The sequence below is a fragment of the Microbispora sp. H11081 genome, from assembly GCF_012999535.1.
Lineage (GTDB): Bacteria > Actinomycetota > Actinomycetes > Streptosporangiales > Streptosporangiaceae > Microbispora.
In genome coordinates this window covers 185,679-202,111 of the sequence record NZ_JABBWV010000008.1, presented here as the reverse complement: position 1 = coordinate 202,111, position 16,433 = coordinate 185,679, and the positions used below count along the sequence as shown (strand labels likewise).

General features: G+C 73.0%; 17 protein-coding genes and 2 tRNA genes. 10 read left to right on the top strand and 9 right to left on the bottom strand.

Annotated elements, in window-relative coordinates; genetic code table 11:
- Nucleotides 1-11: 11 nt before the first annotated feature.
- Together HHX31_RS21570 and HHX31_RS21565 are read right to left on the bottom strand one after the other, a co-directional pair.
- Nucleotides 12-1,577: an oxidoreductase gene (locus HHX31_RS21570; protein WP_169950124.1), complete on the bottom strand. Its 1,566-nt coding sequence runs from the start codon at nucleotides 1,575-1,577 to the stop codon at nucleotides 12-14.
- 287 nt (nucleotides 1,578-1,864) lie between these two features.
- On the bottom strand, nucleotides 1,865-3,124 hold the full coding sequence (locus HHX31_RS21565) for a DUF5685 family protein (protein WP_169950123.1): 1,260 nt from the start codon (nucleotides 3,122-3,124) through the stop codon (nucleotides 1,865-1,867).
- 113 nt (nucleotides 3,125-3,237) lie between these two features.
- Here HHX31_RS21565 and HHX31_RS21560 point away from each other — a divergent pair, with 113 nt between their 5' ends.
- A complete protein-coding gene (locus HHX31_RS21560; protein ID WP_169950122.1) occupies nucleotides 3,238-4,002 on the top strand; it encodes an enoyl-CoA hydratase/isomerase family protein in 765 nt (254 codons plus the stop codon).
- A gap of 44 nt (nucleotides 4,003-4,046) precedes the next feature.
- Nucleotides 4,047-4,637, top strand: a complete 591-nt coding sequence (locus tag HHX31_RS21555; RefSeq protein ID WP_169950121.1) for a hypothetical protein — start codon at nucleotides 4,047-4,049, stop codon at nucleotides 4,635-4,637.
- A 21-nt stretch (nucleotides 4,638-4,658) separates the two neighbouring features.
- Here HHX31_RS21555 and glgC read toward each other — a convergent pair whose 3' ends face one another.
- Nucleotides 4,659-5,966, bottom strand: a complete 1,308-nt coding sequence (gene glgC / locus HHX31_RS21550) for a glucose-1-phosphate adenylyltransferase (RefSeq protein WP_311932149.1) — start codon at nucleotides 5,964-5,966, stop codon at nucleotides 4,659-4,661.
- A 4-nt stretch (nucleotides 5,967-5,970) separates the two neighbouring features.
- Here glgC and glgA point away from each other — a divergent pair, with 4 nt between their 5' ends.
- Nucleotides 5,971-7,155 carry a glycogen synthase gene (gene glgA / locus HHX31_RS21545; protein ID WP_169950119.1) on the top strand — a complete coding sequence of 395 codons (1,185 nt, stop codon included), beginning with the start codon at nucleotides 5,971-5,973 and terminating at the stop codon, nucleotides 7,153-7,155.
- Here glgA and HHX31_RS21540 read toward each other — a convergent pair.
- A complete protein-coding gene (locus HHX31_RS21540) occupies nucleotides 7,139-8,182 on the bottom strand; it encodes a zinc-dependent alcohol dehydrogenase family protein (RefSeq protein WP_169950118.1) in 1,044 nt (347 codons plus the stop codon). The genes glgA and HHX31_RS21540 overlap by 17 nt on opposite strands.
- Before the next feature lie 58 nt (nucleotides 8,183-8,240).
- On the opposite strand from HHX31_RS21540, the gene pgeF reads away from it, so the two are divergent.
- Nucleotides 8,241-8,945: a peptidoglycan editing factor PgeF gene (gene pgeF / locus HHX31_RS21535; protein WP_169950203.1), complete on the top strand. Its 705-nt coding sequence runs from the start codon at nucleotides 8,241-8,243 to the stop codon at nucleotides 8,943-8,945.
- Nucleotides 8,946-9,012: 67 nt separating this feature from the next.
- Here pgeF and HHX31_RS21530 read toward each other — a convergent pair whose 3' ends face one another.
- Complete coding sequence (locus HHX31_RS21530; protein WP_211590121.1) at nucleotides 9,013-9,471, bottom strand: MarR family winged helix-turn-helix transcriptional regulator; 459 nt, start codon at nucleotides 9,469-9,471, stop codon at nucleotides 9,013-9,015.
- Nucleotides 9,472-9,521: 50 nt separating this feature from the next.
- Between HHX31_RS21530 and HHX31_RS21525 the strand changes: the two genes are divergently transcribed.
- Nucleotides 9,522-9,914 carry a VOC family protein gene (locus HHX31_RS21525; protein ID WP_169950117.1) on the top strand — a complete coding sequence of 131 codons (393 nt, stop codon included), beginning with the start codon at nucleotides 9,522-9,524 and terminating at the stop codon, nucleotides 9,912-9,914.
- Here the strand turns inward: HHX31_RS21525 and HHX31_RS21520 are convergent.
- Entirely contained in the window at nucleotides 9,908-10,816 is a 909-nt protein-coding gene (locus HHX31_RS21520; protein WP_311932148.1) for a TIGR03564 family F420-dependent LLM class oxidoreductase, read from the bottom strand. The genes HHX31_RS21525 and HHX31_RS21520 overlap by 7 nt on opposite strands.
- Nucleotides 10,817-10,915: 99 nt before the next feature.
- On the opposite strand from HHX31_RS21520, the gene HHX31_RS21515 reads away from it, so the two are divergent.
- From HHX31_RS21515 to HHX31_RS21495, 5 genes are all read left to right on the top strand, one after another.
- Nucleotides 10,916-11,464, top strand: a complete 549-nt coding sequence (locus HHX31_RS21515; RefSeq protein WP_169950115.1) for a TetR/AcrR family transcriptional regulator — start codon at nucleotides 10,916-10,918, stop codon at nucleotides 11,462-11,464.
- Between the two features lie 171 nt (nucleotides 11,465-11,635).
- Nucleotides 11,636-12,358: a hypothetical protein gene (locus tag HHX31_RS21510; RefSeq protein ID WP_169950114.1), complete on the top strand. Its 723-nt coding sequence runs from the start codon at nucleotides 11,636-11,638 to the stop codon at nucleotides 12,356-12,358.
- A 274-nt stretch (nucleotides 12,359-12,632) separates the two neighbouring features.
- Complete coding sequence (locus tag HHX31_RS21505; protein ID WP_169950113.1) at nucleotides 12,633-13,631, top strand: YihY/virulence factor BrkB family protein; 999 nt, start codon at nucleotides 12,633-12,635, stop codon at nucleotides 13,629-13,631.
- Entirely contained in the window at nucleotides 13,628-14,398 is a 771-nt protein-coding gene (locus HHX31_RS21500) for a phosphatase PAP2 family protein (protein WP_169950112.1), read from the top strand. The genes HHX31_RS21505 and HHX31_RS21500 overlap by 4 nt, the downstream gene beginning before the upstream one ends.
- Complete coding sequence (locus tag HHX31_RS21495) at nucleotides 14,382-15,131, top strand: phosphatase PAP2 family protein (RefSeq protein WP_169950111.1); 750 nt, start codon at nucleotides 14,382-14,384, stop codon at nucleotides 15,129-15,131. The genes HHX31_RS21500 and HHX31_RS21495 overlap by 17 nt, the downstream gene beginning before the upstream one ends.
- A gap of 35 nt (nucleotides 15,132-15,166) precedes the next feature.
- Here the strand turns inward: HHX31_RS21495 and HHX31_RS21490 are convergent, their stop codons facing one another.
- From HHX31_RS21490 to HHX31_RS21480, 3 genes are all read right to left on the bottom strand, one after another.
- Nucleotides 15,167-15,931, bottom strand: coding sequence for a hypothetical protein (locus tag HHX31_RS21490; RefSeq protein ID WP_211590119.1), 765 nt, complete (start codon nucleotides 15,929-15,931; stop codon nucleotides 15,167-15,169).
- 279 nt (nucleotides 15,932-16,210) lie between these two features.
- Nucleotides 16,211-16,281, bottom strand: a tRNA-Cys gene (locus tag HHX31_RS21485).
- 29 nt (nucleotides 16,282-16,310) lie between these two features.
- A tRNA-Gly gene (locus tag HHX31_RS21480) sits at nucleotides 16,311-16,382 on the bottom strand.
- Nucleotides 16,383-16,433: the final 51 nt, after the last annotated feature.

Sequence of the window (16,433 nt, the reverse complement as noted above, 5' to 3'; positions counted from 1 at the left end):
CTGCCCCCTGCTCAGGGGGCGCTGGGCGGGCGCAGGAGCCTGCTCGCGCCCGCGATGAGCGCGGTGGCGAGGATCCATCCCGCCGCGACCAGCCCGTTCGCCAGCCACTGGGTCCATCCGGACGGCTCCCAGGCGCCCCGCTGCTCGAACACGCTCACCGGCACGAGCAGGTCGAGCGTGTAGACGAACGCGTCGAAACGGCGCGACTCGTCCAGTCCGATCTGGTGCGGCGGCCAGCGCGTGAAGACCACCGTGCCCGTCGCGAGGAGCAGCGCGGCCCACAGCCCCGCGAGCCAGGGCCGGTAACCGTACCCGACGAGCCCGTCGAGCAGGCGGCCCCACAGCCGGCCGGGCAGCCGCAGCGTCCGCCGCCGCGCCCGCTGCCTGGCCAGCAGCACCCGGCGGGCGTCCGGCTCGTGCCCGATGCGCCGGCAGTACGCCGCCAACTGCTCGTACGGCTGGGGCAGGTAGCCTCCGGGGTCGCGCCGCAGCCAGGAGAGCCGGTCGGCCAGGGTCGCGGGCCCGCGCAGCGACTCGTACGCCAGCCCGTTGAGCCGTACGTCGCCCGGGTAACTCTCCGGGCGGTCGAACAGCACGCCCAGCCGGGAGTAGCCGAGGTTGACCTCGCCCTCGATCGACTCGGGCAGCAGGATGACCTCGTCGGCCTGCATGTGGCTCAGGTGCAGCACCCGGCCGGGCGCCCGCAGCACCGCGCCGTGGAACGACAGGACCCCGCCGATCCGCGCGCCGCGCAGCCGCACGGTGCCGTCGGCGGTGAAGCCCGCGCCGAGTTCGGCCGCGGCGGCCTGCAGGTGATCGGCGTACACGGCGGGGGCGCCGTGCGCCGTCACGACGGCGCCCTCAAGGTAGAGGCCGCTGGAGAAGCGCGCGCCGATCAGCCGCAGCCCGCCGGTGGCCCGCAGGTCGCGCAGGAAGGCGCTGCCGTCCACCACGAGCCCGCCGGCCCACAGCGCGACCGACTCCCAGGTCCGCGGCTCCTTCGATCCCTCCGGCCCGGTCCAGCCGCCCTGCTCCCACGGGGGCGCCTGCGTCCGGTACGGCATGGCGCCAGGGGTGCCCAGCCGGGCGCCGGAGAGCCGGAGCTGCCCGGTCACGTGGGCGTTGTCGAGGCGCACGCCCGCGTGCACGACCGATCCGTCGAGGTCGAGGAGCCCGTCGACCGTGGCCCGGCTGGCGCGGAAGTGGAGGACGTCGCAGCGTCGCAGCCGCACGCCCCTGGTCCTGGCGTCGGAGAGCGAGACCGTTCCCGCGAGGTGGCAGTCGAGCAGGTGGACCTTCGTCTCGATCGTGGCGTCGGACAGGTCGAGGTCGCCGACGATCCGGGCTCCGGCGAGCCGTACGCCCGGCACCGAGGCCGTCCCGCCCGCGCCCCGGTCGAGCGCCAGAGCGGTGATCACCTCGGCGCGGACCACCCGGGAGCGGGGCCACGAGCCGCCGGACGAGGAGTCCGTCTCCCGGCCCTGGCGCAGGTCGGCCCAGGCGCCGGTGGGGTAGGCGTCCCACAGCAGCCGCTCGGCGGGGGTGAGCCGGCGGAAGGGAGGCCGTGATCTTCCCATGCGCCGACCATACCGCCGATCTCCGAAGGACCCGTGGTGATCTTGTAGTTTGTCGCACGAACCCCCGCCGAGCAGCTCATTCATAGTCCGTGATCATGCACAGAATCGGCGGAAAGGCCGGCCACCAGGGCATTCATCCTCCGTGATCTTGCAATTGCAAGATCACGGAGGCGATAAGCGCAGCTCAGGCCACCGATGCCCGTCGGGAGTGCATGATCACCACAAGGAGATGCGCAGCTCAGAGGGTATGCGTGCGACAAACTACAAGATCACGGGGGTTGGGGGGCTCAGGAGCCGCAGTCGCAGCAGCAGCCGTCCGGGCAGCAACAGCAGCCATCGCCCGAGCAGCAGCCATCGCCGGAGCAGCAGCCATCGCCGGAGCAGCAGTTGGAACACGCCGAGCAGCCGTCGCAGCATCCCGAGCAGCCGTCGCAGCAGGATGAGCAGTCGGGGCAGCAGTCGCACCGGTCGCAGAAGCAGCGGTCGTGCCACGGCGCGTTCCTGTAGGTGCTCCACGGCGGGCGATAGAGCCCGCAGGTCAGGAAGATCGCCGCTCCGGCCGCGGCCGCCGGCACGATCCCCGGGGACATGCCCGGCGGGTGCCCGGGCGGTCCTGGCGGCTCGTCGGGCGGGGCGGACTCGGCGGACGGCGCGCGGCGGGTGGCGCAGGCGCCGTCGTGGGCGCGCGTACCGAACGCCCGGTCGACGGCACGCCGGGTCTCGCCGCACAGCAGCGTCTCGACCAGGTGCCGCTCCTCCAGGTCGAGGTCGCGTACGGCGAGGCGCAGCCCGTGCAGCGCCTCCTCGCACACGCTCCGCGCCTGCGCGGGGGAGGTGCCGGTCGCGTCGAGAGGGTTGTACGCCCCGCGCGCCCGGTCGTCGTCGAGGTCCTCCACCGCGTCGATCACGTGCGCGATCCGGCCGAAGAAGCGCCCGGCCTCGCGCAGGCTCTCGGCGTTGCCCGGCCGGCCGGCCAGCACGGCCGTGTGCGCGAAGGCGGCGGCCACGGCGGTCTCGGTGGGCTCGGTGACGTCGAGCAGGGCGCGCCCTGGAGACGCCTCAAGCAGTGCCTGGCGGGCGGAGACCTCGGTCAGGACGGCCGTGTCGAAGCCGATCGGCGCCGCGCCGCGCCGGGCGGCGGAGGCCCAGGCGGCGGCCGTCGCGCGCAGCGGGACGCCGGTCACCCGCCGGGCCGCGATCCCGTCGCCGTCGGACGCGTGGTCGCGGATCTTCCCGGCGGCGAGGGCCAGGGAGACCACGGCGGCCAGGCGGGCGCCCGGGTCGTCCGACCGCACCACCTCCGCCGGCCGGAAGCCGCGCAGCGCGCAGGGCCCCGCGGTCCGCCGGCCTGGCCCGACTCCCGCCCGTTTCCCCGACTGGGCCTCGGTCAGCACGGACAGGACGAGGCCGTCGTAGTTGGTCGCCATGCGGGCCAGCTGCCCGTGCCGGTCCCGCAACGTCAGGCACAGCCCGCACAGGTGCGCGCGCCAGGCTTCGCGGACGGACGGGCAGGAGTGGCGGGCACACGGCCGGAGGATCCCGAACACCCAGCGACTCCTTGGGGTCATGCGTACGGGATCATCCCGTTGCGCGGCGATTATGCCATCGGCGACGGGAGTCCTGCCGGAGAAGCCGGGCGGACGGCCTGCACAATCGAGGAATGGAAGTCATGGACGGGTTCGGCCTGACCGTCGAAGAGCACGTCGCCACCCTCACCTTCGACCGGCCCGCCAAGCGCAACGCCCTGACGGCCGCCATGTGGCGTGGCCTGCCGGGAATTCTGGCGGACCTCGCGAGGGATTCGAAGATTCGTGTACTGGTCCTTACCGGTGCCGGGCGAACTTTCTGCTCTGGTGCCGATATTTCGGAAATTCATGAACTTAGGGATAACGACGACGACACGGGTCTCACCGTCGCCGCGGAGCGGGCGCTGATGACCTTTCCCAAGCCCGCGATCGCGATGATCGAGGGCTACTGCGTCGGCGGCGGATGCCAGCTCGCGCTCGCGTGCGATCTGCGCATCGCGGCGGCGGGGGCGCTCTTCGGCGTCACCCCGGCCAAGCTGGGAGTCGTCTACCCGCTCAGCTCCACCCGGCGGCTCGCCGAGATCGCCGGCCCCGCCACGGCGAAGCTCCTGCTCTTCTCGGCCGACCTCATCACCGCAGATCACGCCTTGCGTGCCCGCCTCGTCGACGAGGTGTGCCCACCGGAGGAACTGCGCGAGCGGGTGTACGGCCTGGCGGCCACGATCGCCGGCAGGTCCAGGCTCACGCTGACGGCCGCCAAGCGGGTGATCGACGGCGGGGCAGGGGAGGCCGAGGTGCGTGCCTGGCAGCGAGAGGCGCGGGAGAGCGGCGAATTGGCCGAAGGTGTCCGGGCATATCGGGAGGGGCGTTCCCCTGGATTCTCTTGGGATGCAAAATAGGCATAAACGGGACTCGCAGTGGTAATGACCCTGTGAGGTGTGAGATGTCGCAGAATCTATTCGCCAGGCTCGCCCGCTGGCTGGGACTTGACAGGAATCCGCTTCGGCGCCGGTGCGACCGGGTCGAAGCGGTGGTTCGGCTTGCCGCGGTGCTGGGAGTCGTGGTCGCGATCGTGTTCGGCGTGATGCTGGGCATCCGCGAGTACGGCAACGGCCTGCGGACCGAGGCACAGCAGGCGCGCGACCGGCATCAGGTCGTCGCCACGCTGTCGGGCGACGTGACGGCGCCCCGGCTGTCGGTGGCCGGAGCGGCGCTCGGGCACGCCCAGGCGGCCTGGGTGGCACCCGACGGCACGGCGAGAGCCGGGGTCATCGAGGTCTCGCCCGGCAGGCGGGCGGGCGAGACGGTGCGCATCTGGACCGACGGCACGGGCGTGATCGCGCCCAGGCCGCAGGATCGGGAGACCACGGTGGTCGCCGCGCTGACCGTCGGCACGGGCGTGCCGCTGGCCGCCGCCGCGGTCCTCGCGCTGCTGGTCACCTGCACCCGCCTGGTAAACCAGCGCAGGGCCCGCAGGGTGTGGGAGGCGCAGTGGACCGTGGTCGAGCCCATGTGGCGGATCAACGGCCGGTGAACGCCCCCTCGCCCGGGGGCATCAGCGGTCGACGATCTCGTTCTTCCCGATGACCACGACACCGCTGCGGGTCACCGCGAACCGCTGGCGGTCGTAGTCCAGGTCGAAGCCGATCCTGGCGCCGTCGGGGATCACCACGTTCTTGTCGATGATGGCCTTTCGGACGATCGCGCCCCTGCCGACCTTGACCGAGCCCATCAGCACCGAGTCCTCGACGTGCGAGTGGGAGTGCAGCACCACACCGGGCGACAGGATCGAGCGCAACGCGGTGCCGCCCGACACGATGACCCCGGGGGACACGAGCGACTCCAGGGCGTGCCCCACCCGGTCGCCCTCGTTGTGCACGAACTTCGCCGGCGGCAGCGGATCGTTGCCCGTGTAGATCGGCCACCGGTCGTTGTAGAGGTTGAAGACCGGCTGCACCGAGATGAGGTCCATGTTGGCCTCGTAGTAGGCGTCCAGCGTCCCCACGTCGCGCCAGTAGCCCCGGTCGCGCTCGTTGGAGCCCGGCACCACGTTGTCCGCGAAGTCGTACACCTCGGCGCCGCCGCTCTTGACGAACTTCGGGATGATGTCGCCGCCCAGGTCGTGCCTGCTGCTGGGGTCGAGTGCGTCCTCGCGCAGGGCCTCGATCAGAGCCTGCGTCCTGAAGACGTAGTTGCCCATCGAGGCGAAGATCTGGTCGGGCGCGTCGGGCAGCCCCACCGCGTCCTTCGGCTTCTCGCGGAACGCGGCGATCCGGCGGCCCGAGGCGTCGGCCTCGATGACCCCGAACTGGTCGGCCAGTTCGAGCGGCTGGCGGATCGCCGCGACCGTCACGTCCGCGCCCGAGTCGATGTGCTGGTCGACCATCTGGCGGGGATCCATCCGGTAGATGTGGTCCGCGCCGAAGACGATCACGTGGTCGGGCATCTCGTCGTAGATCAGGTTCAGGTTCTGGAAGAGCGCGTCGGCCGATCCGGCGAACCAGCGCGGTCCGAGCCGCTGCTGCGCGGGCACGGGGGTCACGTAGTTGCCGAGCATCGACGACAGCCGCCACGTCCGGGAGATGTGCCGGTCCAGGCTGTGGTTCTTGTACTGCGTCAGCACCACGATCTGCCAGTAGTGCGCGTTGGCCAGGTTGGACAACACGAAGTCGATGAGCCGGTAGATGCCCCCGAAGGGGACGGCGGGCTTCGCCCGGTCCGCCGTCAGCGGCATCAGCCGCTTGCCCTCACCACCAGCGAGCACGATCGCCAGGACCTTCATAGGCAGGACCTTAACCCGCGAAATGGCTAACAAACACCAGGGACACCGGCAAACGGTGCGGATCGGGGACTCTAAGCTCACTCGTATGCGCGTCGATCTGCTGAGCCGTGAGTATCCGCCCGAGGTGTACGGCGGCGCCGGAGTCCATGTCGAGTACCTCGCCCGGGAGCTTCGCGGCCTGGCCGACGTGCGCGTCCGCTGCTTCGGCGCGCCGCGCGACGAGCCAGGGGTGCGTGCGTACGCGGTCCCGGAGGGGCTGTCCGGCGCGAACGCCGCACTGCAGGTGCTCGGCGTCGACGTCGAGATGGCCGCGGGGTGCGAGGGCGCCGACGTCGTGCACAGCCACACCTGGTACGCCAACTTCGCCGGCCATGTCGCCAAGATGCTGTACGGCGTGCCGCACGTGGCCACCACGCACAGCCTGGAGCCGCTGCGGCCGTGGAAGGCCGAGCAGCTCGGCGGCGGCTACACGCTGTCGTCGTGGGCGGAGCGCACCGCGCTCGAGTCGGCCGACGCGATCGTCGCGGTGTCCGAGGGCATGCGCCGCGACGTGCTCACGGCCTACCCCGAGATCGCCGCCGAGCGGGTACGGGTGATCCACAACGGCATCGACACCGAGGAGTACGCGCCGTCCAGGGGCACCGAGGCGCTGGTGCGGCACGGCATCGACCCGGCCGTGCCGTACGTCGTCTTCGTGGGGCGGATCACCCGGCAGAAGGGCCTGGTGCACCTGCTCCACGCGGCCCGCTCGTTCGACCCGGCGGCGCAGCTCGTGCTGTGCGCGGGCGCGCCCGACACGCCGGAGATCGCCGAGGAGGTCACGGCGCTCGTGCGCGAGCTGTCGGCGGCCCGCAAGGGCGTGGTGTGGATCTCCGAGATGCTGCCCAGGCCGGAGGTGATCCAGATCCTCACGCACGCCACCGTGTTCGTGTGCCCGTCGGTGTACGAGCCGATGGGCATCGTGAACCTGGAGGCGATGGCGTGCGAGACCGCCGTCGTGGCGACCGCGACAGGAGGCATCCCCGAGGTCGTCGCCGACGGCGAGACGGGCCTGCTCGTCCCCATCGACCAGGGCGTGGACGGCGAGCCGCACGACCCGGAGGCGTTCGCCGCGGCGCTGGCCGAGCGGGTGAACGCGCTGCTCGGCGATCCGCGCCTGGCCGCCGCGATGGGCGAGGCCGGGCGGGTGCGGGCGATCGAGCACTTCTCCTGGCGGCGGATCGCCGAGCGCACCCACGAGCTTTACGCGTCGCTCACCCGCCAGGGATGATCATGGTGACGCCCGGATGCGCGCCCGGCCGGGTCAGCGCGTCCGGCGCGTCCTCCAGGCCGATGGTGCGGGTGACCAGCAGGTCGGGGCGGAGCACGCCCGCCGCGATCAGCTCCAGCATCGGGGGATAGGCGTGGGCGGCCATGCCGTGGCTGCCCAGGATCTCCAGTTCGTGCGCGATCACCCGGCCCATCGGCAGGGAGGTGTGCCCGGGGAGCAGGCCCACCTGCACGTGGCGGCCCCGCCTGCGCAGGCCGCCGATCGACGCGGCGCAGGTGGCGGGGTCGCCCAGCGCGTCGAGGGAGACGTCGGCGCCGCCGCCCCCGGTGGCCGCCCTCACCCGCGCGGCGACCTCCTCGGGAGTGTCGCCCTCGCCGGCCAGGACGCACTCGGCCGCGCCGAACCGCCCGGCCAGGTCGAGCGCGGCGGGCGACACGTCCACGGCGACGACCCGCGCCCCCACGGCGGCGCCGATCATCACGGCCGACAGCCCGACCCCGCCGCAGCCGTGCACGGCGAGCCACTGGCCCGCCCGCACCCGCCCCTGCTCGATGACGGCCCTGAACGCGGTCGCGAAACGGCAGCCGAGGCTCGCCGCCGTGGCGAACGCCATGCCGTCCGGCAGCCGCACGAGGTTCACGTCGGCGTGGTCGATCGCCACCAGTTCCGCGAACGATCCCCAGTGGGTGAAACCGGGCTGCGTCTGGCGCTCGCACACCTGCTGGTCGCCGGTCGTGCACTCCCGGCAGGTCCCGCAGGCGCAGATGAACGGCACCATCACCCGGTCGCCCGGCCGCCAGCGGCTCACCCCAGGGCCGGCCGCGTGCACCACGCCCGCCAGTTCGTGCCCCGGCACGTGGGGCAGCACGGTGATGTCCGCGTCGTGGCCCATCCATCCGTGCCAGTCGCTGCGGCACATCCCGGTCGCCTCGACCCTGATCACCACGCCGTCCGGGGGCGCCACCGGGTCCGCCACCTCGCGCACCTCGGCCCGCCCGCCGAACTCCTCGTACACCACCGCGCGCATGTCACGCTCCTTTCCCAGGCCGTACGCTAATCGGGTGATTGCGATCGGCCGGACACGGATGGCCTTCACCGACCGGCACGGCGGCGTGAGCGCCGGGCCGTACGGCACGCGCAACCTCGGCGGGGCCGTGGGGGACGACCCGGCGGCGGTCGCCGAGAACCGGGCGAAGACGGCCGTTGAGTTCGGGCTCGACCAGGTGGTGTTCATGCGCCAGGTCCACGGGACCGGCGTCGCCTACGTGGAGGAGCCGTTCGGGGAAGAGCCGTTTGGAGGGGAGCCGCCCGCGCTGGACGGGGTGTTCACCGGCCGTCCCGGGCTCGGCCTGGCGGTCCTGGTCGCCGACTGCGCGCCCGTGCTTGTTGCCGACCCGGAGGCCGGTCTCGTCGGCGGCGCGCACTCGGGGCGGCCGGGCACGGAGGCGGGCGTGGTGCCCGCCCTGGTCGAGGCGATGGCGGCGCGGGGGGCCGAGCCGGAGCGGATGGTCGCGGTGATCGGGCCGTCGGCCTGCGGGCTGTGCTACGAGGTGCCGGAGGACCTGCGCGAGCGCGTCGCCGCCCGCGTGCCGGAGACGTGGTCGCGGACCCGGCACGGCACGCCCGCGCTCGACATCAGGGCCGGGATCGCGGCCCAGCTCGCCCGGGCCGGCGTGGCCGACGTCCGGCACGACGACCGCTGCACGATCGAGACGGCCGATCTCTACTCCTATCGCCGCGAGCAGCGCACCGGGCGCTTCGCCGGCTACGTCTGGCTCACCTCCGGCTGAGACCGCTTCGCGCGCTACGGACGGCTCCGCGCGCTATGGAGCGCTCCTCGACGCCGCCGGAGGCGTCTCAGGCCCGTGCTCGCGGCTCCAGCCCCGCGTACGCCTTGCGGAGCAGCGCGTGCAGGGTCGCCCGCTCGTCCTCGTCGAGCGCGGCCAGCAGGTCGTCGCGCACCTCGCCCGCCTCGCGCAGGGCCGTCTCCAGCGTGGCCAGGCCCTGCGAGCTGACGGCGACCCGGTATCGCCGCCGGTCCCGGGGGTCGCGCTCGCGCTCCACGAGGCCGAGCGGCACGAGCGTGTCCATCACCGCCACGAGGTCGCTGGGGTCGATGCCCAGCCGGGCGCCGAGGTCGCGCTGGGACGCCGGGCCGAAGTCGCGCAGCGCGGCCAGCACGGCCAGGTCCCACAGGCCGATGCCGTGTCCGCGCAGCCGGTCGCCCATGCGGCGTCGCCCGGCGATGCCCACCTTCGAGACCAGGAACGCGGTGATCCCGAGCAGGGACGGGGGAAGTTGCGGCTCGTCGCTCACGAGAGCAGGATAGGGCACGACCAATAGTTGGTACTTACCAAGGATTCTTCATGGACGCTCTCTACCCTCGCGTGCTCGCCTCCCGGTTCGCCGAGTGCTTCCGCTTCTACGACGGCCTGCTCACCGAGGTGGCGGGCGCGCGCCTCGCCAAGGGCACGGAGGCGGGGCCGTACGCCAACTGGGACCGGGACGCGGAGGCGGTGCTGGCCCTGCTCGACCGCGAGATGCTCGCGAAGGTCACCGGCGTGGACCTCGGCGGCGGACGCGACGGGACGATGCTGGTCCTGACCGTGGACGACGTCGACCGGGCCGCCGCCGTGGGGGCCGCCTGCGGCGGCCGGGTCGTGGCGCCGCCGAGCGCCCGGCCCGAATGGGGGCCGACCTGCCGCACCGCCCACCTGCGCGACCCCGACGGCAACCTGCTGGAGCTCCAGTCCTACTGAGCGCCGTCGCGCCGCCCGCGCAGCGCGGCCAGGAGGCCGAGGGTCCGCGCCCGCTCTCGCGCGTCTCCGAAGGGGCTCACCACGAGTTCGGTCGCGCCCGCCTCGGCATAGGCCCGCACGGCGCGCTCGACCGCCGACTCGTCCCCGGCCACGACCGTCTCCTCCACCCCCGACCTGCCCTGGCGGTCCAGGATCGCCCGGTAGCTGGGCAGGTCGCCGGCGGGTCCCAGGGACTCCGCGACCCGCCGCCGTACGCCCTCGGGGTCCGCGGTCACGCTCACGATCACACCGGCGACGACGCGCGGCCGCGGCCGTCCGGCGGCCGCGGCGGCGCGGGTGACCGCAGGCGTCACATGGTCGGCGATCGTCTCCGGGCCGGTCCAGACGGTCACCGCGCCGTCGGCGAGTTCGCCGGCCATCCGCAGCATGACCGGCCCGAGGGCGGCCAGCAGGACCGGCGGCGGCTCGGCGCCGGGCACCTCGACCCGCCCCGCCGCGGTCAGAGTCTCCCCGTGGTAGTCGACCTGCTCGCCCCGCAGCAGCGGCACCAGTGCGGACAGGTATTCGCGGACGTGCCGGGCCGGTCGGTCGTACGACAGGCCGAAGTGAGTCTCGATGAGCGGCTTGTGGCTCGGCCCGATGCCGAGCGTGAAGCGGTTGCCGCTGGCCGCCTGGGTGGTGAGCGCCTGCCCGGCGAGCGCCAGCGGATGTCTCGGGTAGGTCTGGGTCACCGCCGTGCCGACGGCGATGCCGGGCACCTCGCGGGCGGCGAGCGCCGCGAGCTGGACGGCGTCCCACGACAGGACCTGGTTGAAGTAGGCGCTGTCGAGGCCGGCCTCGGCCGCCTCGCGTACCTGCCCGATCAGCTCGTCCAGGCTCAGGCCGATCCCTCCGGCAGCCACTCCGAGTTTCATCGTGCCCCCAAATCTGAAGCGGAAATTCCGGTTCCGGATACGCACCCTACAATAAGGTGAATCTCGGATTCCGGTTGGAGGAGACCTGTGCGAGCCGACGCCCGGCGCAACCGCGCGCTCATCGTGGACGCGGCCGTCGACCTGTTCACGGCCCGGGGCCCGGAGGCCTCGATGGAGGAGATCGCGCAGGCGGCCGGGCTCGGCGTGGGCACGCTCTACCGCCACTTCCCGGACCGGCAGGCGTTGCTGGAGGAGATCGCGGCCGGCGCGCTGCGGACCCTGCTCGAGGCCGCGCGGGACCACGCCGCCCGCCCGGTGAGCCGGTGGGACGCGCTGCTGGCGTGCGTCCGGTGCGGCGCCGACCTGCCACTGGCCCTGACCAAGTCGCTGTCGGACGGCGCCGAGGCCCATCCTGAGCTGGGTCCGCTCGTACACGACCTCGACGCCATGCTCGAAGACCTGGCCGCGGGAGCCCAGCGGGAGGGCGCCGTCCGCGACGACATCACGCCGCGCGAGGTCGTCGGTCTGCTCAGCGTGGCCGTGTGCCGCCCTGGCGCCCGGCCCGACGACGCGCTGACCACCGTCATCATCGACGGACTCGGCATGCGGGCGGCCTCTCGCGGGGCCCGGATCTGACGCCACGGCACGGCCGGCGGCGGGGGCGGCGCCGGGCTTGCGGACGGCTTGCAGCGGCGCGGTAAGCCGCTGTCAAGGGGCGTGCAGGCGGGCGGGCCTATCACTGAGGTGCACACCCCGGCGGCGACGGCCAGACCGGAAACACCCTCACCGCACTTCCAGGAGACAGTCATGAAGCGCACCCTCCTCGGTCTGGCCGCCGCCGCGATCTCCGGTCTGGCCGTCACCGCCCCCGTCACTCTCATGGCAGGACCCGCCTCCGCCAGCGGCGACTACGGCCCGGACACCTGCGTCGAGGGCTACGTCTGGCGCGAGGCCCGCCCCAGCGACCGCGTCTGCGTCACCTCCGCGACCCGCACGCAGACCCTCGCCGACAACGCCGCCAGGGCGTCCCGCTGGACCTCCGGCGCGTTCGGCCCGCACACCTGCAAGACCGGCTACGTGTGGCGCGAGGCGTTCACCGGCGACGACGTCTGCGTCACCCCTGCCGTCCGCGCGCAGGCCAAGGCCGACAACGGCAAGGCGGCCGACCGCAGGGTCTCGGCCAGGCTGTGGGTCACCCGTTACACCGTGCCGCCGGTGGACAACGGCGACGGCACCTCCACCAGCACCTCCGTCGACGACATCCCGCGCATCAAGATCAACGGCGACCACTTCAACCACGGCAAGGTCAGGCTCTTCATCCGCTACACCAGCGGCAAGCTCTACTGGAGCGGCACCGTGACCGCGAGCGCGCACAGCGGGTACGTCGCCGGGAGCTTCGGCAAGAAGACCGGCGTGTTCGACTGCGCCTTCGGGGGCAAGCCGGCCAACGCCTACGCCCAGGCGCAGGACGTCGTCTCCGGCCGCTGGTCGGCCAAGGTTCCCGTACGCGTCGGCTGCGCCGTCCTCTGACACCAGGAGGCGGGGAACAGGGGCTCCCGCGACAGGCGGACCCGGCAGACGGACACCGCAGACGGACACCGCAGACGGACATGGAGGGCCGGCCCGGAAGGGCCGGCCCTCCGGCGTGTCACGGGAGAGCCGGCGCCGGGGCCGGGGTATTTCCGGTGGGCCCGGCGTTCCAAACGTGGTGGCCGGGGTAGTCGGCGGGCCGGCGGGAACCGCCGGAGACCGGCCCGCGACCCGGCCTCCGGCGGCTCCCACCCCGGACTTGTGAGGGACTGACATGGGAACCGCGACCCCGGTGCCGGAGACCAGGCGCATGAGCGGCGACGAGCTGTCGGCCGACGACGCCTACGCCGCCATGCGCAGGTACGGCGGCTGGCACCTCATCCGTGACGCGTACGTCCGGTTCAGATACGGCGAGGGCGTGAGCAACGCCCGCGCGCTCGCGTTCCAGACCTGCCTTGCGATCATCCCGGGAACGATCGCCGTCGTGGGCCTGAGCTCGGTGCTGCACCAGGAACGGCTCGGCCGGCTCCTGGAGCTCACCCTCCGGCGGCTCGCTCCCGGCGCGGGGTCGCGGGTGATCCAGGAGACGCTCACCCGCACCCACCAGGCCTCTGGCGCCGGAGGGAGGCTGGCCCTGTGGCTCGGCCTGCTGACCGCGGTGGTGTCGCTGACCACCGCCATGGCCCAGTTCGAACGCGGGGCCAACCGCATCTACGGCATCGAGCGTGACCGCCCATTCGCGGCCAAGTACGGCAGGGCGCTGCTGATGGCCGTCACGGCGGGCCTCCTCATGAGCGTCGGGTTCGTCATCCTGGTCGGGGGCGGCGCGGTCGGCGAGGCCGCGGCGCACGCCTACGGCTGGAGCGGCGCGACCGAGCGGCTGTGGGGCTGGCTGCGGTGGCCGATCGGCTTCCTGCTCGCCGTCGCGTCGATCTCGGTGCTGTTCCGCGCCTCGCCGAGACGCCGGCAGCCGGGCCACACCTGGCTCGCGGTCGGGGCCACGGTCGCCGTGCTGCTGTGGACGCTGCTCACCTGGCTGCTCGCGCTCTACACCGCAGGCAACCACACCTTCGGCGCGACGTACGGCCCGCTCACGGCGGTCATGGCGTTGCTGCTGTGGTCGTTCCTCAGCTCGATGGCGCTGTTCCTCGGCCTCGCCTTCTCCGCGCAGTTGGAGGCGTGCCGCGCGGGGTGCGGCGAACCGGCGGAACCCGACCCCGGCCCCGCCCCCGCTGCGTCGTACGAGCGCCGGCCCGTGGGGAGCGGCCGATGAGGCGGCAAGGCGGGCGGCTCGACGCCCGGCAGGGACTCGGTCTGCGGCTGGCGGTGGCGACGGCGGCGGTGGCGCTCATCGGGGTGCCGTTCACCGTGCTGCTGGTCTTCGTCAAGACGTCCTTCGCCCCACTCACCGAGATCGACGAGAGCGCCGCGCGGAACCTGCACGCCTACGCGGTCGCCAACCCGGGCTTCGCCCGGCTGATGGGACTGGTCAGCGACGTGTTCGCGCCGCTGACGTGGCGGATCGTGGTCGGCGCCGTGGTCGCCTGGCTGGTGTGGCGCCGTGCGTACCGCCTGGCCCTGTGGGCGGCTACCACGATCACCGTCGGCGGCCTGCTCGGCCTCGCCCTGAAGGTCGTCGTCGCGCGGGCCCGGCCCAGCCTGCCCGACCCCGTCGCCATCGCTCCCGGCGCGTCGTTCCCGTCAGGGCACACGGTCAACGCGACGCTCGGGGCCGGGATCCTGCTGCTGCTCGTCCTGCCCCTCGTACGGGAGCGGGGGCGCGCGGTCGCCTGGACGTTCGCCGTGCTGATCCCGCTGGCGGTGGGCTTCAGCCGGATCGCGCTGGGCGTGCACTGGCTGAGCGACGTGGTGGGCGGCCTGGTGTTCGGCGTGGCCGTGGTGGCCGCCACGGCCGCGGCGTTCGAGACATGGCGCCGGGACGCGGGCCGACGCCCGGCCCAGCCGTTACGCGAGGGCGTCGGCCCTGAGGCGAAGAGGGAGATCACCCCAGAGGGAGGACGACTTGGCCACGGTTCGTGAACGTCAGGCCCGCGAGGGGCGGGGATCGTCCTCCGGGCCCGGGCGCGGGGTCGCCGCGGAGACGGGACGGCGGATCCTGCTCCCGCTCGCGCTGATGGCGCTGGTGACCATCGGGCTCGGCCTGCTGATCACCAAGGTGATGGAGCACTCGACGCTCGTCGCGCAGGACGAGGCGATCAGCCGCGAGATCGCCCAGGAGCGCACCTCGTTCTGGAACGAGGTGACCCACTGGGCCTCGACGCTCGCCGACACCCCCGTGATCATCGCCGTGACTGCGGTCATGGTGGTGGTCTTCCGGCTCGGCTACGGACGCTGGCGGGAGTCGATCTTCCTGGTGGCCGCCGTCTGCGCCCAGTCGGCGATCTTCCTGCTCGCGACCGTGTTCGCGCAGCGGAACCGCCCGGAGGTGCCGCACCTCGACCCCGCCCCGCCTACGTCGAGCTATCCGTCGGGGCACACCAGCGCCGCCGTGGCGTTCTACTGCGGCACCGCGCTGGTCCTGACGCTGCACACGCACCGCCACACGATCCTCAAGGCCCTGTGGTGGCTGCTCGGCGCGGGCGCGGCCCTGTCGGTCGGCCTGGCCAGGCTCTACCGGGGCATGCACCATCTGACGGACGTGAGCTGGGGCTGGGTGCTCGGGATCTTCTGCGTGGTCGTGCTCGCCCAGGCCCTGCTGCTGCGGCCGATCGCGGCGTCGCGGCGCTCCGCACGCGCCGCCGCACGGACCTGACGGCTCCCGCCGGGGGAGCCGGTGGCCCGGAAGGGTCAGGCCGACACGCCGGTGAGGCGGCAGGCGTCCGCCCACCGCGCGGGGTCGACCGCGGCCGGAGCAGGCCCTGCGGTGCCCGTGCCGGTGCCCGTGTCCGCGCCTGCGTCCGTGCCGGTCGCGGTGCCGGCCAGTGACCCGGTGCCGGGGGCGGTCGCGGCGGCGGGGCGCAACAGCGCCCAGCAGTCGTCGATCGCGTCGGCCAGCAGATCGCGTAGCAGCGGATCGGGGTCGGGCACGCACGCCTGCGCGATGCCCCGCACCGCGAGCTGCACGGTGTTGGGGGCGGCGTACCTGCGGAAGCCCTTGGGCGAGACCCGCACGCCGCGCCCGAAGGTGTAGGCCCACCTGGCGGCGTCAGGCACCTCGGCCAGCGCCTGCCGGCTGCGCTCGCTCAGGTCGCGGGCGGGACGGCCCTCCAGCTCGGCGAGCACGTGCTCGGCCGACAGGATCGAGACCGCCATCGCGAGCTGGCGCTCGTGCGCGACGACGGGCAGCGCGGCCCTGGCCGCGCACAGGGCGATCCGCGCCTCGAGCCGTGGATCGTCGCCCGTAAGCCCGATCACGGACGGGATCAGCCCGGCCAGCTGAGGCCTGGCGGCGTCGGAGGTGTGGTCGTTGACGAGCCGGGCGAGCCCGGCGAGCAGTGGGTGCGTGCACGACGGATGGTCGCTCCACCGCTCACCTGCGAGATAGGACGCGAACTCCATGAAGCAGGCGCCCTTGCTGGGACTGCGATGCTTGCCGCGAGACAACATGGGCATCGCTGAGGGCATGTGACCGTGCACGAGCTACTCCACGCTCAATCGCCTATGGTGTCCCTTTCAGTGTGCGCCCGGTACGGGGCATTGAGAAGAACCCTTACCGCCACTTGTCCCTTGGATGGCGGAACGCACCGGTGATGCCCGTACAGGACCAGGCGCCGGGTGGGAGGCGGATGGACTCGGCGGGATCCGCCTCAGCAGGAAGAACGACGGCCGGGACGGAAGGCCCACGCACCGCGTGACACGTACGCCGACTCCGGGACCGGATCGGCAAAAAAGAGGTGGAGACGGGATTTGAACCCGTGTACGCGGCTTTGCAGGCCGCTGCCTCGCCTCTCGGCCACTCCACCACAGCGAGACCCGAATCGGGACCTCTCGGAGCGGAAGACGGGATTCGAACCCGCGACCCTCACCTTGGCAAGGTGATGCTCTACCACTGAGCCACTTCCGCGTCCGCCTCGCGGCGACGTGGTTACTGTACCGGGTTTTCGCGCTCGGTGTG